This window comes from Burkholderia sp. JKS000303, assembly GCF_002563755.1.
Taxonomy (GTDB): domain Bacteria; phylum Pseudomonadota; class Gammaproteobacteria; order Burkholderiales; family Burkholderiaceae; genus Burkholderia; species Burkholderia anthina_B.
Window position 1 is genome coordinate 599,828 of record NZ_PDBZ01000001.1, and the last position, 24,396, is coordinate 624,223.

General features: G+C 67.7%; 28 protein-coding genes. 19 read left to right on the forward strand and 9 right to left on the reverse strand.

What is annotated here, in order from left to right:
* Positions 1–6 precede the first annotated feature (6 nt).
* From BX604_RS02880 to BX604_RS02890, 3 genes are all read left to right on the forward strand, one after another.
* Positions 7–438, forward strand: a complete 432-nt coding sequence (locus BX604_RS02880) for an STM2901 family protein (protein WP_098549484.1) — start codon at positions 7–9, stop codon at positions 436–438.
* Positions 438–794, forward strand: a complete 357-nt coding sequence (locus BX604_RS02885) for a DUF1493 family protein (protein WP_098549485.1) — start codon at positions 438–440, stop codon at positions 792–794. The genes BX604_RS02880 and BX604_RS02885 overlap by 1 nt, the downstream gene beginning before the upstream one ends.
* A 73-nt stretch (positions 795–867) precedes the next feature.
* Positions 868–1,329 (forward strand): type VI secretion system amidase immunity protein Tai4, encoded by a 462-nt coding sequence (locus BX604_RS02890; RefSeq protein WP_098549486.1) that lies wholly within the window; start codon positions 868–870, stop codon positions 1,327–1,329.
* Positions 1,330–1,341: 12 nt separating this feature from the next.
* Here the strand turns inward: BX604_RS02890 and BX604_RS02895 are convergent, their stop codons facing one another.
* On the reverse strand, positions 1,342–2,559 hold the full coding sequence (locus BX604_RS02895; RefSeq protein ID WP_098549487.1) for a Bcr/CflA family multidrug efflux MFS transporter: 1,218 nt from the start codon (positions 2,557–2,559) through the stop codon (positions 1,342–1,344).
* A gap of 237 nt (positions 2,560–2,796) precedes the next feature.
* Here BX604_RS02895 and BX604_RS02905 point away from each other — a divergent pair, with 237 nt between their 5' ends.
* The 9 genes from BX604_RS02905 to BX604_RS02945 all read left to right on the forward strand — a co-directional run bounded on the left by BX604_RS02905 (position 2,797) and on the right by BX604_RS02945 (position 10,938).
* Complete coding sequence (locus BX604_RS02905) at positions 2,797–3,249, forward strand: hypothetical protein (RefSeq protein WP_098549488.1); 453 nt, start codon at positions 2,797–2,799, stop codon at positions 3,247–3,249.
* A 164-nt stretch (positions 3,250–3,413) separates the two neighbouring features.
* Positions 3,414–4,697 (forward strand): glutamate-1-semialdehyde 2,1-aminomutase, encoded by a 1,284-nt coding sequence (gene hemL, locus BX604_RS02910; protein WP_098549489.1) that lies wholly within the window; start codon positions 3,414–3,416, stop codon positions 4,695–4,697.
* Between the two features lie 15 nt (positions 4,698–4,712).
* Positions 4,713–5,834 carry a bifunctional diaminohydroxyphosphoribosylaminopyrimidine deaminase/5-amino-6-(5-phosphoribosylamino)uracil reductase RibD gene (gene ribD / locus BX604_RS02915; protein WP_098549490.1) on the forward strand — a complete coding sequence of 374 codons (1,122 nt, stop codon included), beginning with the start codon at positions 4,713–4,715 and terminating at the stop codon, positions 5,832–5,834.
* A 14-nt stretch (positions 5,835–5,848) separates the two neighbouring features.
* The gene (locus tag BX604_RS02920) at positions 5,849–6,478 is read left to right on the forward strand and encodes a riboflavin synthase (RefSeq protein WP_098549491.1); all 630 of its coding nucleotides are present in this window, start codon (positions 5,849–5,851) and stop codon (positions 6,476–6,478) included.
* Between the two features lie 339 nt (positions 6,479–6,817).
* Positions 6,818–7,336: a DUF1993 domain-containing protein gene (locus BX604_RS02925; RefSeq protein WP_098549492.1), complete on the forward strand. Its 519-nt coding sequence runs from the start codon at positions 6,818–6,820 to the stop codon at positions 7,334–7,336.
* Between the two features lie 190 nt (positions 7,337–7,526).
* The gene (gene ribBA / locus BX604_RS02930; RefSeq protein ID WP_098549493.1) at positions 7,527–8,669 is read left to right on the forward strand and encodes a bifunctional 3,4-dihydroxy-2-butanone-4-phosphate synthase/GTP cyclohydrolase II; all 1,143 of its coding nucleotides are present in this window, start codon (positions 7,527–7,529) and stop codon (positions 8,667–8,669) included.
* A gap of 53 nt (positions 8,670–8,722) precedes the next feature.
* Positions 8,723–9,238, forward strand: a complete 516-nt coding sequence (gene ribH, locus BX604_RS02935; RefSeq protein ID WP_040143614.1) for a 6,7-dimethyl-8-ribityllumazine synthase — start codon at positions 8,723–8,725, stop codon at positions 9,236–9,238.
* Positions 9,235–9,672, forward strand: coding sequence for a transcription antitermination factor NusB (gene nusB / locus BX604_RS02940; protein ID WP_014897817.1), 438 nt, complete (start codon positions 9,235–9,237; stop codon positions 9,670–9,672). Before ribH ends, nusB begins: the two co-directional genes overlap by 4 nt.
* Positions 9,673–9,741: 69 nt before the next feature.
* On the forward strand, positions 9,742–10,938 hold the full coding sequence (locus BX604_RS02945; RefSeq protein WP_098549494.1) for a pyridoxal phosphate-dependent aminotransferase: 1,197 nt from the start codon (positions 9,742–9,744) through the stop codon (positions 10,936–10,938).
* A 126-nt stretch (positions 10,939–11,064) separates the two neighbouring features.
* Here BX604_RS02945 and BX604_RS02950 read toward each other — a convergent pair whose 3' ends face one another.
* Complete coding sequence (locus tag BX604_RS02950; protein ID WP_098549495.1) at positions 11,065–12,192, reverse strand: transglycosylase SLT domain-containing protein; 1,128 nt, start codon at positions 12,190–12,192, stop codon at positions 11,065–11,067.
* Between the two features lie 594 nt (positions 12,193–12,786).
* Between BX604_RS02950 and BX604_RS02955 the strand changes: the two genes are divergently transcribed.
* Together BX604_RS02955 and BX604_RS02960 are read left to right on the forward strand one after the other, a co-directional pair.
* A complete protein-coding gene (locus tag BX604_RS02955; RefSeq protein WP_098549496.1) occupies positions 12,787–14,343 on the forward strand; it encodes a UbiD family decarboxylase in 1,557 nt (518 codons plus the stop codon).
* A 56-nt stretch (positions 14,344–14,399) separates the two neighbouring features.
* Complete coding sequence (locus BX604_RS02960; RefSeq protein WP_098549497.1) at positions 14,400–15,071, forward strand: LysE family translocator; 672 nt, start codon at positions 14,400–14,402, stop codon at positions 15,069–15,071.
* A 123-nt stretch (positions 15,072–15,194) separates the two neighbouring features.
* On the opposite strand, the gene BX604_RS02965 is transcribed toward BX604_RS02960, so the two are convergent.
* On the reverse strand, positions 15,195–15,482 hold the full coding sequence (locus BX604_RS02965) for a hypothetical protein (RefSeq protein ID WP_098549498.1): 288 nt from the start codon (positions 15,480–15,482) through the stop codon (positions 15,195–15,197).
* Positions 15,483–15,997: 515 nt separating this feature from the next.
* On the opposite strand from BX604_RS02965, the gene BX604_RS02975 reads away from it, so the two are divergent.
* A complete protein-coding gene (locus tag BX604_RS02975; RefSeq protein ID WP_098549500.1) occupies positions 15,998–16,927 on the forward strand; it encodes a Rossmann-like and DUF2520 domain-containing protein in 930 nt (309 codons plus the stop codon).
* A gap of 76 nt (positions 16,928–17,003) precedes the next feature.
* Complete coding sequence (locus tag BX604_RS02980; RefSeq protein WP_098549501.1) at positions 17,004–17,567, forward strand: YggT family protein; 564 nt, start codon at positions 17,004–17,006, stop codon at positions 17,565–17,567.
* Positions 17,568–17,574: 7 nt separating this feature from the next.
* Here the strand turns inward: BX604_RS02980 and BX604_RS02985 are convergent, their stop codons facing one another.
* The 4 genes from BX604_RS02985 to BX604_RS03000 all read right to left on the reverse strand — a co-directional run bounded on the left by BX604_RS02985 (position 17,575) and on the right by BX604_RS03000 (position 20,092).
* Entirely contained in the window at positions 17,575–17,925 is a 351-nt protein-coding gene (locus BX604_RS02985; RefSeq protein WP_098552679.1) for a DUF190 domain-containing protein, read from the reverse strand.
* 23 nt (positions 17,926–17,948) lie between these two features.
* The gene (crcB, locus tag BX604_RS02990) at positions 17,949–18,335 is read right to left on the reverse strand and encodes a fluoride efflux transporter CrcB (protein WP_098549502.1); all 387 of its coding nucleotides are present in this window, start codon (positions 18,333–18,335) and stop codon (positions 17,949–17,951) included.
* Between the two features lie 185 nt (positions 18,336–18,520).
* The gene (locus BX604_RS02995; protein ID WP_098549503.1) at positions 18,521–19,402 is read right to left on the reverse strand and encodes an SIR2 family NAD-dependent protein deacylase; all 882 of its coding nucleotides are present in this window, start codon (positions 19,400–19,402) and stop codon (positions 18,521–18,523) included.
* A gap of 84 nt (positions 19,403–19,486) precedes the next feature.
* On the reverse strand, positions 19,487–20,092 hold the full coding sequence (locus BX604_RS03000; protein ID WP_098549504.1) for an NUDIX domain-containing protein: 606 nt from the start codon (positions 20,090–20,092) through the stop codon (positions 19,487–19,489).
* 81 nt (positions 20,093–20,173) lie between these two features.
* On the opposite strand from BX604_RS03000, the gene BX604_RS03005 reads away from it, so the two are divergent.
* The 3 genes from BX604_RS03005 (at position 20,174) to BX604_RS03015 (ending at position 22,210) form a co-directional block, all read left to right on the forward strand.
* Positions 20,174–20,929 carry a DeoR/GlpR family DNA-binding transcription regulator gene (locus tag BX604_RS03005; RefSeq protein ID WP_098549505.1) on the forward strand — a complete coding sequence of 252 codons (756 nt, stop codon included), beginning with the start codon at positions 20,174–20,176 and terminating at the stop codon, positions 20,927–20,929.
* A gap of 136 nt (positions 20,930–21,065) precedes the next feature.
* Positions 21,066–21,677: a chromate transporter gene (locus tag BX604_RS03010; protein ID WP_098549506.1), complete on the forward strand. Its 612-nt coding sequence runs from the start codon at positions 21,066–21,068 to the stop codon at positions 21,675–21,677.
* On the forward strand, positions 21,674–22,210 hold the full coding sequence (locus tag BX604_RS03015) for a chromate transporter (RefSeq protein ID WP_098549507.1): 537 nt from the start codon (positions 21,674–21,676) through the stop codon (positions 22,208–22,210). Before BX604_RS03010 ends, BX604_RS03015 begins: the two co-directional genes overlap by 4 nt.
* Positions 22,211–22,327: 117 nt before the next feature.
* On the opposite strand, the gene scpB is transcribed toward BX604_RS03015, so the two are convergent.
* Positions 22,328–23,137 carry a methylmalonyl-CoA decarboxylase gene (gene scpB, locus BX604_RS03020; RefSeq protein WP_098549508.1) on the reverse strand — a complete coding sequence of 270 codons (810 nt, stop codon included), beginning with the start codon at positions 23,135–23,137 and terminating at the stop codon, positions 22,328–22,330.
* Positions 23,134–24,357 (reverse strand): CaiB/BaiF CoA transferase family protein, encoded by a 1,224-nt coding sequence (locus tag BX604_RS03025; protein WP_098549509.1) that lies wholly within the window; start codon positions 24,355–24,357, stop codon positions 23,134–23,136. Before BX604_RS03025 ends, scpB begins: the two co-directional genes overlap by 4 nt.
* Positions 24,358–24,396: the final 39 nt, after the last annotated feature.

The following is a 24,396-nucleotide window of genomic DNA, read 5'->3' on the forward strand; positions in this document are numbered from 1 at the left end:
ACTATAATGAACAACACCTATGACTTTGGTACACATCGAAATCTCACGCCGATGGAGCTGTTTTTCCTTGTCTTTATCGACGAGACATGCAAGGAGCTTGGTGTTGACGATGTAGCAGCAGTGGTTGCCATTGTGGCCGGTCAAAATTGGCTGCCAACACGAGCAAAGTCCTTTGGTACCACGCCGGGTACTTCTGTTGCGTCGATATTGAGTCGCAAGTATCTGGACTACGATTTGAAGAAGAAGATCCTCCCGACGCTGACCAACGCCAGCGTTAAGCGCTTGAGGTTCATTCTGGTAAGAAACATTGGGGTTTTCGTTGGGCGCGCGGTTCCTGTCGTTGGCTGGGTCATTGCTGCCAACGATGTCACGATGATCAGCATTCGTTCCGTGTCGCGCTATAACGCGCTTGTTAAGCCTGAGGACAAGGTGTTCTGATGAGCCAGTTTACATGGAACGAGTTTGAGGATTTTGTGAGAAGGGAGGCCGGTGTTAGTCCCAAAAAAATTCTCACAAAAGATCATGCCGTCGAGGGTGATTTGGATATCACTGGCGACGATGCGGTCGAGTTTATGGAGAGCTTCTTCGATAAATTTCCGGTGCAAGTTGGAGATTTTGAGTTCAATCGCTACTTCTCAGGAGAGGGCTTTAGCTTGATTGAAGTCGCACGGATGGCTTTCTCCAGAAAACGCCGAGAAAAATATGACAAAGTACCACTGACTCTAGGCATGCTCTATCAGGCTATTTTGGATGGAGAATGGAACCATCAGCGCTTGGAAAGTCTGCCGCGCTGATTGCACCTCGCCAAATAGACCGGTTTGTTTTTTAGGCGATGTGTTGGATCGGTGCACACCGCTGGAGTCTGCCATGAGACAAAATCCGCTGCTCCGGTGTGCGATGCTGGGGGCACTGACGTTAGCGGCGCAATCGGGCCATGCAACAGATACAACGTCGTCGCCGCAAGCCGGCGCCCGAACCTACGCGCAGAACTACAAGGACATGGTGCTCGCCGAATGCATCGCGACCGCTTATCGGAATGAACCGTCCGCGACGATGGACGCGGGAAGCAGCGCCAGTGCACTGATGGACTGGACCGACTTCGATCTGGAACGGAACCCCGACGCGGGCAAATCGCTGGTCAATCGTTTTCTTGCACGCGACTATCGCAATCCGATCGTCGAATCCGAAATCAAAGGCGTCAGGTTTGATTTCTTGAAATGCCTGGACCTGTACCACAGCCAGGAACTCGATGCCCAGGTCAAGCGGTTCGTGATCAACTCGAAGCGTAGCTATCGACTCGACAATCGCTCGTCAGACCGCGCCAAATAATGCGGACGTAAATCAAGCCCCGGCCGGCACGGGCCGCCCATGCCAGCGCAGCACCAGATAGCGGCCGACGAAGCACAGCACGCCCGCGATGCCGATCGTCACGCCCATCGCGAACGGCGTGCCGTCGGCCAGTACGCCGATCGCGACGCTCGCGAGCGCGCCGAGCGCGAGCTGCATCGCGCCGAACACGGCCGCCGACGCGCCCGCGTTGTGCGGATAGCGGTGCATCAGGTCAGTCGTGCAGTTCGCGGACAGGATCCCGACCACGCCGACCACGAAGAACAGGCACACGACGATCGACCACAGCCCGCCCCACCCCGTCAGCGCAACGAGCGCGACCGCGAGCGACGCAATGCAGCTCACGAGCGACGCGGCCGCGATGATGCGCAGCGAGCCGATGCGGCCGACGAGCCGCGTGTTCGCGAAGTTGCCGATCATGATCCCGACGACGTTCAGGCCGAACAGCAGCCCGTAGTGCTGCGGCGACACGTGGAAATACTCGATGTACACGAACGGCGTCGCGGTGATGTACGAGAACATCGACGCGAACGCCATCCCGCCGCACAGCATGTGCCCCCATGCGACCGGATCGGACAGGATCCGCCCGTACGATGCGAACGACGCGAGCACGGCCGCGCTCTTGCGGCGCTCCTTCGGCCAGGTTTCGGGCACGCGCAGGTACGCGGTCGCCGCGCACAGCGCGCCGAATACGGCCAACACGACGAACACGCCGCGCCAGCCGGCGAAGCGCAGGATCTGGCCGCCGATCAGCGGCGCGAGCAATGGCCCGACCGCGGTGACGATCGCGACCATCGACAGCACCTTCGCCGCATCGGTCGGCTCGTGCGCGTCGCGCGCGATCGCGCGGGCGAGCACCGACGCGGCGCCCGCGCCGAGCGCCTGCAGGAAGCGCACGAAGATCAGCATGTCGATCGAGCCCGACACGAAACAGCCGATGCTGGCGAGCGTAAACAGCGCGATGCCGCCGAGCAGCACCGGGCGACGGCCCACCGTATCGGACAGCGGGCCGTACAGCAGCATGCCGATCGAGAAGCCGGCCATGAAGCTCGTCAGCGTGCGCTGTGCGGCGCCGGGGCTCACGGAGAAGCCATCGGCAATCGACGGCAAGCTCGGCAGGTACATGTCGGTGGCGATCGGCCCGCAGGCGGCAAGCGCGCCGAGCAACAGGATCAGCCGGGCATCGGGCCGGCGCCGAACGACGTGGGACATGGGTATCCGGATTGGGAGCCCGCGCGCATCGGGGCACGCGTGGCGGTGAAGACGGGAGGCCGCGCCGCATGCGGCGCGCCCAGGCCCATGATTGTACGCGCAACTTTCTCGCATGCCGCCGGCCACCCTGCGGCGCAAGGCCGGCGAGCGCCGCGCATGCGGGTCGCGGACGGATTCGATTAAGCTTGCGACTCTGCCGCGCTCTCGTCTGACCTATTCAACCGCACGACCGAACCGATGACCGCTTTCCTGCTGATCTGGAGCCCCAAGAAATGGCCGTGGCCCGAACTGCCCGACGTCGCCGCGCGCGTGAAGGCCGGCGAGGCCGTGCACGACGTCTGGGGCTGCGGCTTCGCACGCGGCATCCTGCCGGGCGACCGCGTGTTCCTGCATCGCGTCGCGAAGGAGCCGAAGGGCGTGTTCGGTTCGGGCTACGTGACGCGCGCGCCCTATGAAGTGCCCGATCCGGCAACCAAACGCAGCTACCGGCTATGCATCGACTTCGTCTACGACTGGCTGGTCGACGCCCATCAGGACGTCGTGATTCCGCGCGACGCGCTGCGCGTGCATCCGTACTCGGTGCAGACCTGGGATGCGCAGACTTCAGGCACGTCGATCAAGCCGATGGTCGAAGGCCCGCTCGAGAAGCGCTGGGCCGAGCTGACCGGCAAGCGCAAGCCGCCACGATAAACGGGCCGGATCGACACGCCGCCCCGTTTCCCCACGCGCCGAAAGGCCGCAGACCCCGCCGCAGGCCGGCCGCGCGCGTCTCCGGTACAATCGAACGATCGCTCCGCCCAGGCGCCGCGGCCCGTGCACGAGGCCCCCGCGCCCTTCTCTCGCAGGTTTCGCTCATGTCCAACAATCAGATCCTTTTCGACCGCGCCCAGAAAACCATTCCGGGCGGCGTCAACTCGCCGGTACGCGCCTTCCGTTCGGTCGGCGGCACGCCGCGCTTCGTGTCGCGCGCGCAAGGCCCGTATTTCTGGGATGCCGACGGCAAGCAGTACATCGACTACATCGGCTCGTGGGGCCCGATGATCGTCGGCCACGTCCATCCGGAAGTGCTGTCGGCCGTGCAGAACGTGCTCGCCGACGGCTTCTCGTTCGGCGCGCCGACCGAGGCCGAGATCGTGATCGCCGAGGAAATCTGCAAGCTCGTACCGTCGATCGAGCAGGTACGGATGGTGTCGAGCGGCACCGAGGCCACGATGAGCGCGCTGCGTCTCGCGCGCGGCTTCACCGGCCGCAGCCGCATCGTCAAATTCGAGGGCTGCTACCACGGCCACGCGGACAGCCTGCTGGTGAAGGCCGGCTCGGGCCTGCTGACGTTCGGCAACCCGACGTCGGCCGGCGTGCCCGCCGACATCGCGAAGCACACGACCGTCCTCGAATACAACAACGTCGCCGCGCTGGAAGAAGCGTTCGGCGCGTTCGGCGACGAGATCGCCGCGGTGATCGTCGAGCCGGTCGCCGGCAACATGAACCTCGTGCGTGGCACCCCGGAATTCCTGAACGCGCTGCGCACGCTGTGCACGAAGCACGGCGCCGTGCTGATCTTCGACGAGGTGATGTGCGGTTTCCGCGTCGCGCTCGGCGGCGCGCAGGCGCACTACGGGATCACGGCCGACCTCACCTGCCTCGGCAAGGTGATCGGCGGCGGGATGCCGGCTGCCGCGTTCGGCGGCCGCCGCGACATCATGGCCCACCTCGCGCCGCTTGGCGGCGTGTACCAGGCCGGCACGCTGTCGGGCAACCCGATCGCGGTCGCCGCGGGCCTGAAGACGCTGCAACTGATCCAGGCGCCGGGTTTCTACGACGCGCTCACCGCGCAGACGAAGCGCCTCGCCGACGGCCTCGCGGCCGAAGCGCGCGCGGCCGGCGTGCCGTTCGCGGCCGACTCGATCGGCGCGATGTTCGGCCTGTACTTCGCCGAGCGCGTGCCGACCAGCTTCGCGGAAGTCACGAAGAGCGACATCGAGCGCTTCAACCGCTTCTTCCACCTGATGCTCGACGAAGGCGTGTACTTCGCGCCGTCCGCGTACGAGGCCGGCTTCGTGTCGAGCACGCACGACGATGCGGTGATCGACGCAACGCTCGCGGCCGCGCGCCGCGCGTTCGCGGCACTCGCCGCCTGACCCGGGTCCGCGCGCATGTTCTCGGATACCGATTTCGCCCACATGGAGCGTGCGCTCGCACTCGCGGCGCGCGGCATGTACACGACGGCGCCGAATCCGCGCGTCGGCTGCGTGATCGTCAAGGACGGCATCGTGATCGGCGAAGGCTTCACGCAGCCGGCCGGCCAGGACCACGCGGAAGTGCAAGCGCTGAAGGATGCGCGTGCGCGCGGCCATGACGTCGCCGGCTCCACCGTGTACGTGACGCTCGAGCCGTGCAGCCACTTCGGCCGCACGCCGCCGTGCGCGAACGCGCTGATCGAAGCGCGTGTCGCGAAGGTCGTCGCGGCGATGGAAGACCCGAACCCGCAGGTGTCGGGGCGCGGCCTCGGGATGCTGCGCGATGCGGGCGTCGACGTGCGCTGCGGGCTGCTTGCGAACGAAGCGGGCGAACTGAACATCGGCTTCGTGTCGCGGATGACGCGCGGCCGGCCGTGGGTACGGATGAAGACGGCCGCGTCGCTCGACGCCCGCACCGCGTTGCCGTCCGGCGAAAGCCAGTGGATCACCGGCGAGGCCGCGCGCCTCGACGGTCATGCGTGGCGCGCACGCGCGTGCGCGATCCTCACCGGCATCGGCACCGTGCGCGAGGACAACCCGCTCCTGACCGTGCGCGGCATCGACACGCCGCGCCAGCCGCAACGCGTGCTGGTCGACAGCCGCCTCGACCTGCCGCTCGATGCGCGCCTGCTCGAAGGCCCGCCGCTGCTGATCTTCTGCGGCCGACTCGATGCGGCCGGCGAAGTCCGCGCGAACGTGCTGAAGTCGCGCGGCGCGGAAATCGTGCCGCTCGCGAACGCACACGGCAAGGTCGACCTGCCGGCGCTGCTGGCGGCGCTCGGCGCACGTGGCGTGAACGAGCTGCACGTCGAGGCGGGCCACAAGCTGAACGGCTCACTGCTGCGCGAACAGTGCGTCGACGAGCTGCTCGTCTATCTCGCGCCGAGCCTGCTCGGCAGCGACGCGGCCGGCATGTTCGACCTCGCCGCGCCGGCGAGCCTCGATGCCCGGACGCGACTCGCGTTCCACAGCGTCGAGCGGATCGGCGACGATCTGCGGATCCTGGCGCGTATCGCGCCGCCCCCCGCCACTCACTGAACGGGATCGCCACGATGTTTACGGGAATTGTCGCGGCTGTCGGCCGCATCGAATCGATCAACCCGCTGGGCGCGTCGGCCGACGCTGGCGTGCGCCTGACCGTGCAGGCGGGCGGCCTCGATCTCGCCGATGTCGCGCTCGGCGACAGCATCGCGATCCAGGGCGCGTGCATGACGGTGATCGACAAGACCGAAACCGGCTTCGACGTCGACGTGTCGCGCGAAAGCCTGAACCGCACGGTCGGCCTCGCGCAACCGGGCGACGTGAACCTCGAGAAGGCGCTGCGCGCGCACGACCGGCTCGGCGGACACATCGTGTCGGGCCACGTCGACGGCCTCGGCACCGTGACGCGCTTCGCGCCGGTCGGCGAATCGCACGAATTGCGGATCGTCGCGCCGCGCGAGCTTGGCCGCTATCTCGCGTACAAGGGTTCGATCACGGTCAACGGCGTGAGCCTGACCGTCAACACGGTCGACGATCGCGCGGACGGCTGCGAGTTCTCGATCAACCTGATTCCGCATACGGTCGAAGTCACGACGCTGCGGCACGTGAAGGCCGGCGACAAAGTCAATCTCGAAATCGACATGATCGCGCGGTATGTCGAGCGGATGATGTCGGCGTCGCAGGGTGTGCATCAGGACTGACTGACCGGTTCCTGCCGGCAAGCAGAACGGCGGCGGGCAGTTCGGCCCGACGTTGCCCGGAGGGCGAGCGGAAACCGCCTCGCTTCGACCGTGTTGGACCATTCGCCGGCCGTCTGCGTCCGGCTCGCCCGGCTACCCTGATTCCGCCCGCGGCGTCCCTGCCTCGCGCCGTGCCGATCGCTCGGCGCCCATGCCCCGGTCCGTCCCCACACCTGGCCGAACGGCCAACGACGCGCACGGGTCATCGCGTCGCGCTAAGATGCAACGGCAGCGGTTTCGGCGCCGCGACACACGGCGCGCCGCGCACCGGCTGCCCCTCTTCCTCAAGGAGTCGTCCCCATGTCCATCTCGATGTCCCAGGCTTCGCTGCCCGTCCTGATCCGCGGTCTCACCAACCTGCAGCACATCCTCGGCAAGGCGCAGGCGCATGCGGCCGAGAAGCAGATCGACCCGTCGGTGTTCATCGGCGCACGCCTCTATCCGGACATGCTGCCGCTCGTCCGTCAGGTCTACATCGCGACCGACACGGCCAAGGGCTGCGCCGCGCGGCTCGCCGGCACCGACATCCCCAGCTTCCCCGACGTCGAGCAAACGTTCGACGAACTGCACGCGCGCATCCAGAAGACGATCGACTATCTGAAGGGTTTCGATGCCGCGCAGATCGACGGCAGCGAAACGCGCCAGATCGTGCTCAAGATGCGCGTCGGCCCGATCGAATTCACCGGCCAGTCGTACCTGCTGAACTTCGTGCTGCCCAACTTCTTCTTCCACGTGACGACCGCGTACGACATCCTGCGCCACAGCGGCGTCGAACTCGGCAAGCTGGACTATCTCGGCGGCCGCAACGAGCACGCGTGACGCACTGCCGGGGCCCGGCCCGGCGCGTGGCCGCCCGCTTGCGCGGGCAGGCCGCGGCAGCGCGAACGACGCCGTGCCGGAGGCCGGTTGCACCGCTTTGCGGCACACTTGCCGGCCGCGCGCAGCCGGTGCCAGCCGAAACGCGGTCCGGCTGGCGTAAAATACGCACTTTCCTCTTTCTCGCCCCCTTATGACGCTCGCCTCCACGCTCGACATCATCGCGGAGTTGAAAGCCGGCCGGATGGTGATCCTGGTCGACGAAGAAGACCGCGAAAACGAAGGCGATCTCGTGATCGCCGCCGAATTCGTCACGCCGGAAGCGATCAACTTCATGGCCAAGTACGGCCGCGGCCTGATTTGTCTGACGTTGACGCAGGAACGCTGCAAGCAGCTGCACCTGCCGCTGATGACCTATCGCAACGGCACCCAGTACGGCACCGCCTTTACGGTCAGCATCGAAGCGGCCGAAGGCGTGACGACCGGCATCTCGGCCGCCGACCGCGCGCACACGATCGCCACGGCGGTCGCGCACGACGTGCGCCCCGAGCACATCGTGCAGCCGGGCCACGTGTTCCCGATCATGGCGCAGCCGGGCGGGGTGCTGGTGCGCGCCGGCCACACCGAGGCCGGTTGCGACTTCACCGCGCTCGCCGGCCTCACGCCGGCCGCGGTGATCTGCGAGGTCATCAAGGACGACGGCACGATGGCGCGCCTGCCCGACCTGCTCGAGTTCGCGAAGGAGCACGATCTGAAGATCGGCACGATCGCGGACCTGATCCAGTACCGCAGCCGCACCGAATCGATCATCGAGCGGATCGCCGAGCGCACGATGCAGACCGCGCACGGCGAGTTCCGCGCGGTGCTGTACCGCGACCAGCCGAGCGGCTCGCCGCACATCGCGCTGGTGCGCGGCACGCCGTCGCCGGACGTCGATACCCCGGTGCGCGTGCACGAGCCGCTGTCGGTGCTCGATCTGCTCGAGACGAGCATCTCGACCCACTCGTGGACGCTCGACGCCGCGATGCGCGACATCGCGCAGCGCGACCTCGGCGTGATCGTGCTGCTCAACTGCGGCGACACGAAGGAACACCTGATCGACGTCTTCAAGGCGTTCGACGAGGAAGAAAAGGCCGCTGCGCTCAAGCGCCGGCCGGTGGATTTCAAGACGTTCGGCATCGGCGCGCAGATCCTGCGCGATGTCGGCGTCGGCAAGATGCAGGTGCTGTCGAATCCGCGCAAGCTGGGCAGCATGTCCGGCTACGGCCTCGAAGTCACGGGCTTCATTCCGATGCCCGGCGAAGAAGCCAAGTCTTGCCCGGCGTCCAACGCGTAACCCGCCACGGCGCTTTCGCCCTATAACCGTTCATCCACACTACGGACCAGATCATGGAAATCGGACAATACCAACCGAATCTCGAAGGCGACGGCCTGCGTATCGGCATCGTGCAATCCCGCTTCAACGAACCCGTCTGCAACGGCCTCGCCGATGCATGCGTCGAAGAACTCGAGCGCCTTGGCGTCTCCGGTGAAGACGTGCTGCTCGTGTCGGTGCCCGGCGCGCTGGAAATCCCGCTCGCGCTGCAAAAGCTCGCCGAAAGCGGCCAGTTCGACGCACTGATCGCGCTCGGCGCGGTGATCCGCGGCGAGACCTACCACTTCGAACTCGTGTCGAACGAAAGCGGCGCGGGCATCACCCGCATCGGCCTCGACTTCAACCTGCCGATCGCGAACGCGGTCCTGACGACCGAAAACGACGAGCAGGCCGTCGCGCGCATGACCGAAAAGGGTCGTGACGCCGCACGCGTCGCCGTCGAGATGGCCAACCTGACGATGGCCCTCGACCAACTCGGCGACGACGAGGACGAAGAAGAAGACGAAGACGACGAAGAGGAGCGCGCATGAAGAAGAGCGCCCGCCGACAATCGCGCGAGCTGGCGACGCAGGGCCTGTATCAGTGGCTGCTGTCGAACGCGTCCTCCGGTGAGATCGACGCGCAACTGCGCGGCGCGCTCGGTTACGACAAGGCCGACAAGGAGCTGCTCGACGCGATCCTGCACGGCGTGATTCGCGAGCATGCCACGCTCGTCGAAGCCCTCACGCCGTCGCTCGACCGCCCGGTCGACCAGTTGTCGCCGGTCGAACGCGCCGTGCTGCTGATCGCGACGTTCGAGCTCACGCACCATGTCGAAACGCCGTACCGCGTGATCATCAACGAAGCAGTCGAACTCGCGAAGACGTTCGGCGGCTCCGATGGCTACAAGTACGTCAACGGCGTGCTCGACAAGCTCGCCGCGAAGCTGCGCCCTGCCGAAACGCAGGCACGCCGCAACGGCTGATTCCGTAGTTGGACGGGCGCGCAAGCGCCCGTTTTTCGTTCTCCCTCCGCTCTCCGCCCCGCCCGCCCCATGAATACCACCGCCGATTCGCTCATCACGCTCGCCGCACGCGTCGACGCGATCCAGCCCTTCCATGTGATGGAACTGATGAAGGAGGCACAGCGACTCGAGTCCTCCGGGCGCGATGTTATCCACATGGGGATCGGCGAGCCGGACTTCACCGCGCCGGAGCCCGTCGTCGAGGCGGCCGCGGCCGCGCTGCGCCGCGGCGTCACGCAGTACACGAGCGCGCTCGGCATCGCGCCGCTGCGCGAAGCGATCGCCGCGCACTATGCACGCGCCTACGGCCTCACGATCAGCCCGGAGCGGATCGTCGTGACGGCCGGCGCGTCGGCCGCGCTGCTGCTCGCGTGCCTCGCGCTCGTCGGCCGCGACGACGAGGTGCTGATGCCCGACCCGTCGTATCCGTGCAACCGGCACTTCGTCGCGGCAGCCGAAGGCCGCCCGGTGCTCGTGCCGAGCGGCCCGGAAGCGCGCTTCCAGCTCACCGCGGACGACGTCCGCACGCGCTGGGGCAACCGCACGCGCGGTGTGCTGCTCGCATCGCCGTCGAACCCGACCGGCACGTCGCTCGAACCGGACGAGCTGAAGCGGATCGTCGAAGCCGTGCGCGCACGCGGCGGCTTCACGATCGTCGACGAGATCTACCAGGGGCTCAGCTACGACGCGGCGCCCGTGTCGGCGCTGTCGTACGGCGATGACGTCATCACCGTGAACAGCTTCTCGAAGTACTTCAGCATGACGGGCTGGCGGCTCGGCTGGCTGGTCGTGCCGCCGGCGCTCGTCGGCACGTTCGAAAAGCTGTCTCAGAACCTGTTCATCTGCCCTTCCGCGCTCGCGCAGCACGCGGCGCTCGCCTGCTTCGAACCGTCGACGCTCGAGATCTACGAAGCGCGCCGCCTCGAGTTCAAGCGTCGCCGCGATTTCATCGCGCCGGCGCTGGAACGGCTCGGCTTCACGGTGCCCGTGATGCCGGACGGCGCGTTCTATGTGTATGCGAACTGCGGCGGCGTCGCCCACCCGGCGGCCGGCGACAGCGCGGCGCTCACGCAGGCGATGCTGCACGACGCGAACGTCGTGCTGGTGCCCGGCATGGATTTCGGCGTGCATGCGCCGCGCGACTATATCCGGCTGTCCTATGCGACCGCGTACTCACGCCTCGAAGAGGCCGTCGAGCGGCTCGCGACGCTGTTCGGACAACGCTGACGCGGGGCCCGAAACCCGGCGCCCGGCCGTCGCGGCCGGCATGCCCTCCCGCAGCACCCGCAAAAAAGAAAAGGCACCCGAATCGGGTGCCTTTTTCCTGTGTCGTCCAGCCGGAACTGCCTGGCGTTACGCGCCCAGCTCCGAATGGTCGCCGTGCGCCTGCTTCACGGTGTCGACGCTCGCATCGTCCTGCTGCTGCGCGCCCTTCGGGGCAGCGGCGCCCTTCGCGGCGAGCGGCTGTGCCGAGTCGAGCGTCGCATGCACGCGCTTCGCGCCGCCTGCTGCTGCCGTCACGGCCGCGGTCACGATCGGCTTCGACGACTGGACCGGCGCCTGCGGCGCATTGAGCGGCACGCTGCGGCCGTGCGCCACGTCGCGCAGGCGACCGCGTTCGGCCATCACCTTCGCGCCGTATGCGGTGTCGTCCGGGTTGGTCGAACCGTTGTACATACGCAGGCCCGTCGCGAGCGAGCCGCCGCGTGCGATGCAGTCCTTCAGCACGAGCGCGCCGACCTGCAGGTTCGCGAGCGGCTGCAGGGCCGTATCGGTGCCGCCGAAATATTCGAACTTGTCGGAATGGACCTTCGACATCACCTGCATCAGGCCTTGTGCGCCGACGCCGCTTTCCGCGTACGGGTTGAAGCCCGATTCGATCGCCATCACGGACAGCAGCAGCAGCGGATCGAGGCCAACGTCGTGGCCGGTCTGGAATGCAGCCTTGACGAGCTGGCCGAGCGGCTCCTGGGCGACGCGATAACGGCGCGACAGGTAGGTCGCGACGAGCGCCTGTTCGCGGTTCGATGCGAGCGCACGATCGTCACGCGCATCGACCGGGACCCGCTGGGCCGGAATCAGCTTCGCGAGCGCGACGGGCGACGGGCCGTTGCGGGCCGGATCGGACGCATCGTTCTGCGCGGCGGGTTCCGGTGCAACGTCGAGGCCGACTGCGAGCGCATCCGTTTCGGGCGGATCGTCCTGCTGCGGCTGCGCGCCGGCAGGCGCGAAGTTCGGCAGCGGATGGCCGGTCAGCAGACGGGCCGGACCGGCCTGCACGGCCGCGGACACGACCGGCATCAGCTTCGCCGCGAACGAACCGCGCACGGTCGGCAGCAGCCACAGGGCAAGCGCAACCGCGACAGCGAAACAGCCGACAACGCTGAATAGATGGTGACTGACACGCGTCCCGCGACGCAGCACACCGCGCACGAACTGCGCATGCTGCTCACTAGGACGCCACGATAACCAAGCGTTCATTCAGATCATCTCCCATGAACATGACTCGTGCGGCTCGCTCAGCTCGGTGGCGAGACAGAATACGCGCCGCGGAATCACGACGCCGCACGCCTTGGTTGGGACGCGCAGGCATCGGAGAAACGGTATAAGACCGTTCGAGGCCAGGGTGTAAGAGGGCCGGCGCCTTCGCACAATGGGCGAGGCGGGCATACGCGATGGCACTCACGCAAAAAACCAGCGTCTGGTGGCGCTGGCTGGGACTACTACTCAGGCCGTCGATACGCCGTGCAGGTTTCGGCGGACGGTGACGCGCTGCGTCAAAGATCGGTGATTGGCGGCTCGAAGCCTTTTACCCTGCAACCAATGTGAGCGGATTCTAGCAGGGTTTTATAGATCGTCAACACTATAAAACATCGAAATCATAACAAAAAGTAATTTTGAATCGCCCTTCAGAACGTCAGCCCCCTGCCGTAGCGGCTTTGCGCGCGGTCAACTTTTTTCTCCGTCGGGCGTGCGCGCGGCGGCCCGGGTAAAATCGTCGGTCGATTCGGGGCCGCAGCCGGCCGCTGCGCCCGCCCATCGCTGCCCGTCCTGCGGGTGGCCCGGACCTTCCTCATGAAATACAAAGACTTACGCGATTTCATTCAGCGCCTCGAGGCGCTCGGCGAGCTGCGGCGCGTCACGCAACCGGTGTCGCCCGTGCTCGAAATGACCGAGCTGTGCGACCGCGTACTGCGCGCCGGCGGCCCCGCGCTGCTGTTCAACGCGCCGCCCGGCAACGCATTTCCGGTGCTCGGCAACCTGTTCGGCACGCCGCGCCGCGTCGCACTCGGGATGGGCGTCGATGCGGGCGACGATGCCGCGCTCGGCTCGCTGCGCGATCTCGGGCGGCTGCTGTCCGCGCTGAAGGAGCCGGATCCGCCCAAGAGCCTGAAGGACGCCGGCAAGCTGCTGTCGCTCGCGAAGGCGGTATGGGACATGGCGCCGAAATCGGTGTCGTCGCCGCCGTGCCAGGAGATCGTCTGGGAAGGCGCCGACGTCGACCTGAACAAGCTGCCGATCCAGACCTGCTGGCCGGGCGATGCAGGGCCGCTCGTCACGTGGGGGCTGACCGTCACGCGCGGACCGAACAAGTCCCGCCAGAACCTCGGCATCTACCGCCAGCAGTTGATCGGCCGCAACAAGCTGATCATGCGCTGGCTCGCGCATCGCGGCGGCGCGCTCGACTTCCGCGAATTCGCGCTGAAGAACCCGGGCAAGCCGTATCCGGTCGCGGTCGTGCTCGGCGCGGATCCGGCCACGACGCTGGGCGCCGTGACGCCGGTGCCCGATTCGCTGTCCGAGTATCAGTTCGCCGGCCTGCTGCGCGGCAGCCGCACCGAGCTCGCGAAGTGCCTGACGCCCGGCGTCGACACGCTGCAGGTGCCCGCACGCGCGGAGATCGTGCTCGAAGGCTTCATCCATCCGCAGGAAGGCACGCCCGCCCCTGCCCCGGCCGGCGCGCCGCCGCGTCCGGCCGGCAACGCGTCCGCCGCGTACGAACACGCGCTCGAAGGCCCGTACGGCGACCACACCGGCTATTACAACGAGCAGGAGTGGTTTCCGGTGTTCACCGTCGAGCGCATCACGATGCGCCGCGACGCGATCTATCACTCGACCTATACGGGCAAGCCGCCCGACGAGCCGGCCGTGCTCGGCGTCGCGCTCAACGAGGTATTCGTGCCGCTGCTGCAGAAGCAGTTCGCGGAGATCACCGACTTCTACCTGCCACCGGAAGGCTGCAGCTACCGGATGGCCATCGTCCAGATGAAGAAGAGCTACGCGGGCCACGCAAAGCGCGTGATGTTCGGCGTGTGGAGCTTCCTGCGGCAATTCATGTATACGAAGTTCATCGTGGTGGTCGACGAGGACGTGAATATCCGCGACTGGAACGAAGTGATCTGGGCGATCACGACGCGCGTCGACCCGGTGCGCGACACCGTGATGGTCGACAGCACGCCGATCGACTATCTCGATTTCGCATCGCCGGTCGCGGGCCTCGGCTCGAAGATGGGGCTCGACGCGACCAACAAGTGGCCCGGCGAGACGAACCGCGAATGGGGCCGCCCGATCGAGATGGACGCAGCCGTGAAGGCACGCGTCGACCGGCTCTGGCAGGAGATCGGCCTGTAAGCCCGCGTGGCCGGCGCTCGCCGGCCCGCGCATTGAACGCCCCAACAAGAACGACGATGAGCTTTCCCCCCGCCTCGATGCTGTCCGACGGGTTTTTCCTGTCGCTGTCGCTGTGTCTCGACATCGGTCTCGTCAACGTCGCGATGCTGTCGCTGACGCTGTCGCACGGCTTCCGGCCGGGCTTCTGGCTCGGCGTCGGCTCGTGCGTCGGCGATCTCGTCTACGCGGCGCTCGCGCTCGCCGGGATGGCCGTGCTGCTGCAGTTCGAAGCCGTGCGCTGGATCGTGTGGATCGGCGGCGGTGCGGTGCTGCTGTTCCTCACGTGGAAGATGGCGCGCGAAGCGCTCGCGCCGGCCGGCGCCGCCAACGACGGCGATGCGGACGACACGCCACAGCCGCGCGCCAGCGCCCGGCGCAGCTTCATGCGCGGGATGCTGCTCGCGATGTCGTCGCCGAGCGCGATCCTGTGGTTCGCAGCGGTCGGCGGCGCGCTGATCGCGAAAGCGGGCGCGACCACGCCGGCGACGGCGTCGGTGTTCCTGTCCGGCTTCTTCCTCGGCGGTCTCGCGTGGACGCTCTTCATGTGCACGCTCGCGAGCCAGGGCCGCAAGCGCGCGGGCGCGGGGCTGATGCGCGCGTGCCACGTCGCGTCGGCGCTGCTGTTCGCGTATTTCTCGTACAGCGTGATCGTCGGCGGCTATCGCGACCTGATCGCCCACGCGGTGTAACCGCGATGCGTCGGCCCGGCGCCAAACCGCGACCGCTGCCGCCGCCCCAATGAAAAACGGCGCAACGACCCGCGAGGGACGTTGCGCCGTTTTGCCGCGCGCGGTCAGGCCGCGCGGGACGGATCAGCGATGCCAGCCGTGATGGCCCCAGCCGCCGTAACCACGCCGCCAGTACGGACGACCGTAGTAGCCGCCGACGACCACGGGCGGTGCATAGTAGGCCGGTGCCGGTGCGTAATAGACCGGCGGAGGCGGCGGCGCGTAATACACCGGCGGCGGCGGTGCGTACACCGGATAAGCGGGTGCGACCGGGATACCGATGCCGACCCCGATCGACACGTGGGCCTGCGCGGCGCTTGCGGCACCCAGGCCCAGCGCGGCGGCGGCGATGAACGGAATGAGCTTTTTCACTTCGATTCTCCTGCTGGAGCGGTAATTTATGCGCTCCTGTCGGCAACGGCGGGCGTGCACGTCGCATGGATGCAATGTAGCGAAAACCCGCCCCTTGCGTATCGCGCATTTGTTGCAAATTGCAATTGCACGCGGTCGCCGCCACGCTGCGGCGCAGGCCTGCACATTCACTGCAACCCTTGCCGGTCGCGCGATTCCGTCCGACCGGCAAGATCGCGACACGCCGGACGGTCAGTCTTACCGAAACCGGTGCGTGTGGTGCGAGCGCTTCAGTAATGAACGATTACAAATTTGAGACAAGACGCCGACAATTCAAGAGGCGCGCGGACGCTGCGTCATTCCGGGCCGGATGAAAGGGCCTTCGTTCAGCCGTGATACCGACGTGCGAACCGCGCCGGAACGCGGCGTGCGAGCCGGCCCCGAGCCCCGCGCAGCGGCGCAGAAGTCTCCCTTTCGTGGTCGCGTCACATTCCTGCGATACTGGCGGCTGCCTCGTTTTCGCTTCGTGACCCGCCATGTCCCTCCCCGACACACCCCGTCTCGGTTTCATCGGCGCCGGCCGCCTCGCGCGCTGCGTTGCGCGACGTTTCGCGCAGGCCGGCTTTCCGGTCGTCGCGATCGCGAGCCGCACGGCCGGATCGGCTGCGGCGCTCGCCGCGGATCTCGACGGCTGCCGGGCAGTCGACACGCCGCAGCAGGTCGTCGACGCCGCCGACCTGATCTTCCTGACCGTTCCAGACGACCATCTCGCATCGACCGCCGCGACGCTGCATTTCGACGCGTCGCGCGCGGCCGGCCAGGCGCTCGTCCACTGCAGCGGCGCATCGGCGGTCAACCTGCTCGATCCGGCGAAACGGCAAGGCGCGGCCACCGGCGGCTTCCATCCGCTCTACCTGTTCGGTGGCACGGACGCCGACCTCGCCCGCATCGACGGCTGCTCGGTCACGATCGAAGCCGACGGCGCGCTGCACGCGACGCTGATGCGGCTTGCTGCCGCACTCGGCTGCCATCCGCTGTCGATTCCGGCCGGCGGCCGGATGCTCTATCACGCGGCCGCGCACTACGCGGCGAGCTTCGCGCTGTGCGGGCTGGCGGAAGCGGTCGAGCTGTGGCGCGGCGTCGGCTTCGACGAGCAGGCCGCGCTGCGCGCGCTGCTGCCGATGCTGGCCGGCACGATCGAGACTGCACGCGACAAGGGCCTCGCGGATGCACTCGCCGGCCCCGTCTCGCGCGGCGACACCGGCATCGTCGAACGCCAGCTCGCGCTGCTCGAGGCGCGCGGCGGCGATCACGCGACGCTGTATGCGCTGATGACCCGCCGCGCGGTCGCGCTCGCGGCGAAACGCGCCACGCCGCCGGCCGCGTTGCCGGCGCTCGCCGAGGCCGTCGAAACGTCGCTCGCGCGCACGACCGGGCACCCCTCCCCGTCGCGAGACGAGGCGTGATAAGGTGTCGGCCGATGCGCCGCCATCCGGCGTTGGCGGCCGCACGCTACTCGACTGTATAAAAAGGATGCCAACGATGTTCGGCGAGATCGCCCGTTTTCTGCTCAATACCCTCTTCACGCTGTTCGGCGCCGCGCTGATCCTGCGCGTCTGGATGCAGGCCGTCCGCGTACCGCCGTACAACCCCGTCACGCAGGCCGTGCTGCAGGCAACCAACTGGCTCGTGCTGCCGCTGCGCCGCGTAATCGCGGGCGTGCGCGGCATCGACTGGGCGAGCGTCGTCGCCGCACTGCTCACGGCGCTCGTCTATGTGGTGCTGATGGTCCTGATGGCCGGCTTCGATCCGGCCTCGGTGATTGCGACGCTCGTCGTGGTCGCGCTGCTCACCGTCGTGAAGTGGGCGCTCAATCTCGTGATCTGGATGACGATCCTGATGGCGCTGCTGTCATGGCTCAATCCGCGCTCGGCGGCGATGCCGATTCTCTATCAGCTCACCGCACCGTTCCTGAATCCGCTGCGCCGCATCATCCCGAATTTCGGCGGCATCGACCTGTCGCCGATCCTGCTGTTCGTGATCGTGCAGGTGCTGCTGATGATCGTCACGCGCGCCGCCGTGTCGCTGACGATGTTCGGCATCTGATGCCGTATTACGCCGCCGGCCCCTGCGCCGGCGGCGCGTCGAGCGTGTCGATCACGCCGAAGCGTGCCGGGATCACCGCGTAGCACACGCGCACCTTCTCCCGCGACAGCCGCTCGAGCAACCGCTGCGCTTCGTCTTCGGTGACGATGAATTCGACCTCGATCGCGAGTGACCCCTGCAGTTCGAAAAAACGGTCCTCGTGCAGCACGCGATGCCGGCCGAAGCCCGCCATCGCGCGAAACGCGGAACCGCCCGCGACCCCCATCCGGTTCGCTTCCTCGAGCAAGTATTCCCACAGCGGCTTCCAGTGCAGCCGATGGTGCTCATGCACGTAAAAGCGCAAGAAGACCCTGTCCATCGCCTCCTCCGGTGCCGGCGCGCTCAGGCGGCCGCGAACCACGCACGTGCGGTCCACATGCCGAGCGCCGTCAGCGTGAACGATCCAGTCAAGTGTAGGGCAGCCACCGCAAACGCCCATCCGAATTCGCCCTGCACCGCGTGCGTCATCACTTCGACCGAATAGGTCGAGAACGTCGTGAGCCCGCCGAGGAAACCGGTGATCACGAACAGCCGCCACTCGGGCGGCAGCCCGACGCGGGTCGTGAAGACGACGGCAGCGATGCCGATCACGTAGCCGCCGATCAGGTTCGCGGCGAGCGTGCCGAGCGGCACGGCAGGAAAGAACGCGTTGAGCGCGAGGCTCAGAAACCAGCGCAGCAATGCGCCGAGCCCGGCGCCGACGAAGATCGCGACGATCGAATAGAACACGGGCGCTCCCGGTCGGTCATGCGGCTGGGTTCAGCCGCCGGCCCCGGTCACCCGGGGGCAATGCCGGTTCCCGGACGCGCACGGCGCACGCACGGTTGGCACTGGCTGAACTGTATGCGGATTCGCGACACGCCTGCAACGACGGCGCGCGCAATGGCGCCCGCCAGGTTGCGTCGCGGGCCGGCTCATTCGCGCTGCCAGGCCGCATCGAGCGCAGCGAGCGTCGCGAGCGCGCCCCCCTTCAGCCCGATCACGTCAGCGCGGCGCGCATGGGCTTCGCGTGCGTTGATCCGGATCACGTCGGTGCCAAGACGCTCGCTCAGCATGCGCACCGTCGGAATCGCGGTGCCCGCGCCGATCTCGACGACGGCCACCCGCCCCGCCTGCGCGACCCAGCTCTCGAGCGCGCGCGCCTGCGCTTCATAGTGCGCGCCGAGCCAGCCCCGGTCGCCGAACATCAGGATGTTCGGCCGGGCGAGGCCGCCGCAACGCGGGCAATGCGGCAGTTCGCCGACCAGCCGGCACGTGGCGATGTCGACGTCCGGCGTAAACGACGCCGCGCTCCACGTGTCGTCCGAGCAAGGGCGCAGGCACTGCATCGCATGAATCGAACCGTGGATTTCGACGATCCGCGCCGGATCGAAACCGGCTTTCTGGAACTGACCGTCGACGTTGCTCGTCAGCACGAAGCCGCCATTGGGCATCGCATCCATCCAGCGCCGCAGGATCGCGAAGCCCGCGTGCGGCACGGTGTCCCGGTAAAGGCCGAGACGATGTCCATAGAATCCCCACGCGAGTTGCGGATGGGCACGGAACGCCTGCGGCGACGCGATCTCGTGAAACTCGAAACGCTCGTGACGCAGCGCCGGGTACGCACGCCAGAAGCCGTCCGTGCCGCGGAAGTCCGGCAGCCCGGAATCGACGCCGATGCCCGCGCCGGCCGTCACGAGCAGCGCATCGGCGCGTGCGAGCGCATCGACGGCGGACGCAACGCGCTCGGCAGGCAATGGCGTGGCGGCGCCGCCGTCGGTGAAAGCGCTGGAATGCGTGGAATCGGAAAGCGGCATGATGGAGCTGCGATAGCGTCGAACGGGGCGCGCGAATGGCGTCGCGCGATCATACGCCCGTTCGCGCGCCGTGCCGCGGCTTCGTCACACGGTCGCGGCGCGCCCGCCCGCGGACTCCCGCAGCGCGACGTACTGCAGCAGCATGATCGTCTTCGCGTCGACGATCTCGCCGCGCTCGACGGCATCCAGCGCCGCTCGCAGCGGCATCTCGACGACCTCGAGATCCTCGCCCTCCTCCGCGATGCCGCCCCCGTCGCCCGTACGCAACGACGCATCGTATTCGCCGACGAAGAAGTGCAGCTTCTCCGTGACCGAACCCGGGCTCATGAACGCCTCGAACACCTTGCGCACGCCGCGCACGCGATAGCCGGTTTCCTCTTCGGCCTCCACACGGATACGTGCGTCGGGCGTCGCATCGTCGAGCAGGCCGGCGGCGGCTTCGAGCAGCATCCCGTCGTGCCCGTTGACGAACGCCGGCATCCGGAACTGCCGCGTGAGCAGCACGTCGCCCGTCGCGGCGTTGCGCAGCAGGATGGTCGCGCCGTTGCCGCGATCGTAGGTTTCGCGGCTCAAGCGCTGCCACGTGCCGTCGCGGCGCAGGAAATCGAACGTCACCTTCTTCAGCACATACCAGTCATCGGACAGCACCGTCGTATCGACGATGCGGACGCGGTCCCGCGTTGCGGCCATGGCGGCCTCCCATTCGACAAGAGACGGATCGCATGGTAACGTGCATATTCGTGCAATTTCAAGAAATTTCGTGCAAACACGATGCTGACGACCCAACGCAAGAAGGTGATCCTCGATGCGCTCGCGCGCGATGGCCAGGTGCTGGCCGCCGAACTCAGCGCGCAATTCGGCGTGTCCGAAGACACGATCCGCCGCGACCTGCGCGAGCTGGCAGCCGAAGGCCTGCTGCAGCGCGTGCACGGCGGCGCGCTGCCGGCGTCGCCGGCCGTCGCGCCGTTCGCGCAGCGCGAGGCGCTCGAACCGGAGGAAAAGCGGCGCATCGCGCGCCGGGCCGCGCAGATGATCGCGCCCGGGCAGGTCGCGATCGTCGACGGCGGCACGACGTCGGCGCTGCTCGTCAGCCAGTTGCCGCCCGACCTGCGCGCGACGATCGTCACGCACAGCCCGAGCGTCGCCGTCGCGCTGGCCGCGCATCCGTCGATCGACGTGATCCTGATCGGCGGACGGCTGTACAAGCATTCGATCGTGTCGGTCGGCGCCGCGGCGATGGAAGGCATCGCGCGCATCCACGCGGACCTGTATTTCATGGGCGTCACCGGCGTGCATCCGGTCGCGGGGCTGAGCACCGGCGATTTCGAGGAAGCGGCGATCAAGCGTGCGCTCGCCGAGCGCGCGGCCGAGACGGTCGTGCTGGCCTCGCAGTCGAAACTGCGCGCGGCTTCGCAGTTCGTGATCGGCGAGCTTGCGCTCGCGCAGACTATCGTGGTCGAACGGGAAACCGACGCGGCGCTGACCGAGCCGATCGAAGCCGCGGGCGTGACGGTCGTGCGCGCCTAGGCTTGCGCTTGCGGCACGACAGCGTCGCGCGCCCCCCGATCGTTGCGCCGACAACCTCGCGGCGCCGATGTCAGCGTGCTGACAGGCGCCGCTTGCTACCATGGGCAATTGCCCAACCGTCGCGCCAGTCCGTCCGATGCTTCCGCCCGCCACCCCGACTTCGCCCGCGCCGCCCGACGGCGATCCGCCGTCGCCCGGCGTCCTCGCGCTGTTCATCGCATTCGCGCAGATCGGCCTGACCAGCTTCGGCGGCGGGCTGAGCGGGCGCATGATGCGCGACTTCGTGCACGAGCGGCGCTGGATCGACGAGGAAGCATTTCTCAACGGGCTCGCGCTGTCGCAGGCGCTGCCGGGCGTCAACGTGAAGAACCTCGCGATCTGGATCGGCTACCGGCTGGCCGGATGGCGCGGCGCGGTGGCCGGCTTCACCGGCATCATCGCGCCGCCGGCCGTGCTGATCGTGCTGTTCGGCGTCGCGTTCTCGACCCTCACGCGCTTCACGCTCACGCACGTCGCGCTCGCCGGCGCGGCCGCCGCGGCGATCGGGCTGTCGATCTCGATGGCGATCACCGCGGTGCGGCGGCTACCGCGCCGCGTGCTGCCGTTCGCGGTGATGACGCTCACGTTCGTGTCGGTGGCCGTGCTGCACTGGCCGCTCGTGTGGACCGTGCTGATCGGCGGCACGCTGAGCGTTGCGCTCGAATACCGTCGCGCGGCGTCCGCCTCGGCGGGGAGCGACGACCGATGAACGCTGCATCGCGCTACGCCGCCCTCTTCGGCGTGTTCGCACCGCTGTCGATCGCGACGATCGGCGGCGGGCAGGCGATCATCGCCGACATCCAGCGCCAGGTCGTCGACGTCCATCACTGGATGACGGCCACGCAGTTCGTGAACGACTTCGCGATCGCGCGGATGGCGCCGGGCCCCGGTTCGCTGCTCGCGACGCTGATCGGCTGGCAGGTCGCCGGCTTCTGGGGCGCGGTCATCGCGACACTCGCGCTGTTCGGGCCGACCGCGTTCCTGATCTACGGCGTCGCGCACCTGTGGCGACGGCATCAGGGCGCGCGCTGGCAGATCGCGCTCGAGACCGGGCTGCGGCCGGTCGCGGCCGGCATGATCCTCGCGTCAGTCTGGGTGCTGCTGCAGGCGCTCGACGGCGGCTGGCCCGCGAAGGCGATCGCGGTGGCATCGACGGTGTGCGTGATGGTCACGCGCATTCACGCGCTGCTGCTGATCGTCCTCGGCGCGTTGCTGCTGATCGGCGTACACGCACTCGGCTGACCGAAACAGCCCGCACATCGAGAGGCGATGCGCGACACGCGCCGACGCCGGCATGCGAGCCATGACGAAACGCGGCTTCGCCACCGCCCGCACCCATATGTCGCGCCGCCGCGTGACCTAGATACCGCGAAACACCGGCGCGCGCCGCTCCGCGAACGCGCGCAGGCCTTCGTCAAAATCCGCCCCGTCGCATGCCTGCCGACGCAGCTCGGCGATCCGCTCGAATGCATCGACCGGCATCGGCCGCGCGTCCTGCAGCACGCGCAACTGCTCCTTCACCGCGTGCACCGCGAGCGGCGCCTTCGCGGCGATCGTGCGGGCGACATCGAGCGCGGCATCGTCCACGCCGCCGGCTTCCGCGAGCCGGTTCACGAGCCCGTGATGGGCGGCGCGCTCGGCATCGAGCGGCTGCGCGCAAAAGAACATCTCCTTCAGCACGTGAATCGGCAGGTTGTCGTAAAAGCGCAGCAGGCCGCTCGTCGAATACGGCAGGCCGATGTTCGCGGGCGTCATCGCGAAACGCGCGCCGCGCGCCGCGACGACGATATCGCAGCTCATCACGAGATCGACCGCCCCGCCCCATGCCGAGCCGGCGACCGCCGCGATGACCGCGCCCGGATAGGTCCGGATCCGTCGCAGCGCACGTTCGAGCGGCTTGTCGTAGGCGAGCGGATCGCGGTCGTCGGCGAGCTCGCGCAGGTCGTGGCCTGCGCTCCACACGTCGCCGTTGCCGTCGTTCGACAGAATCACGATCGGCGCCGGGCGATGCGCGGCGAGCGCGTCGATGCACGTCACGAGCTGATCGAGCAGCGGTGCGTCGAGCGCGTGGCGCCGCGCGGGATTGGAGAACCGCACGCGCGCGATGCGCTCGCCGATCATGTCGACCGTCACGCCCGACGGCGCCGCCTGTTTCGTCACGTCCGTCATTGCACGGCCTCCGCTGCGGCTTCTGCCTGGAAGATCGCTCGCTCGTCCAGCAGCGCGTGGATCGCATCGTCGTCGTAGCCGGCTTCGCGCAACACGTCGACCGTATGTTCGCCGAGCAGCGGCGGCGCATGGCGCGTGCGCGGCGCCGGCCGGGCGTCGCTCATCGCGCCGAGCGGCGTCACGACCTGGCGCACCGTCCCGAGCGTCGGATGCGCGACCGGTTCGACGAGCCCGCAATGCGCGAGCTGCGGATCGGCGAACACCTCGTCGAGCGTGTTGATCGGTCCGGCCGGCAGCCCGGCCTCGACGAAACGCTGCGTCCATTCGCGTTTGCCGCGCGTGCGCAACCGGCTCTCCAGCAACACCTTCAACGCATCGCGGTTCGCGACGCGCGCATCGTTGGTCGCGAACCGCGGATCGTTCGGCAATTCGGGCAGCTCGAGCAACTGGCACAGCCGCAGCCACATGTCGGTCGTGATCGGCGCGAGGTTCAGCGGCCCGTCGGCCGTCTCGAACACGCCATACGGCGCGATCACCGCGTGCGCGTTGCCGGTGCGGCGCGGCACGTCGCCGAGGCTCAGGTAGCGCTGACCGTGCACGCTCAGCAGCGCGACCAGACTTTCGAGCAGCGACGTGCCGACGTGCTGGCCGCGCCCGGTTCGCTCGCGCTCGTACAGCGCGGCGATGACGCCCGTCGCCACCCACATCCCCGAACTCAGATCGCCGATCGCGGTCCCCGTGCGGGTCGGCTCGCCGTCCGGGAAGCCGGTGAGGCTCATCAGCCCCGCGTAACCCTGCGCGATCTGGTCGAAACCCGGCCAGTCACGCAGCGGGCCGCGCGGACCGAACGCGGTCACGCTGCCCATCACGAGCCGCGGATCATGCGCACTCAGCGCGTCGTAGCCGAGCCCCATCGCGTCCATCGTGCCGGCCTTGAAGTTCTCGATCACGACGTCGGCCTGCCCGATCAGCCGGCGCACGACGTCGATGCCGGCCGGCTGCCGGAAATCCACGCAGATGCCGCGCTTGTTGCGATTGCAGGACAGGTAGTACGTGCTCACGCCGCGATCGAACGGCCCCCATGCGCGGCTCATGTCGCCGTTCGGGCCCGACTCGACCTTGATCACGTCGGCGCCGAGATCGGAGAGCACCATCGAGCAGAACGGCCCCGACAGCGCGCGACTCAGATCGACGACCCTGATTCCTTGTAATGCCTGCATTCCGGACTCCTGATATTGATGACGAGATATTGCTGATAG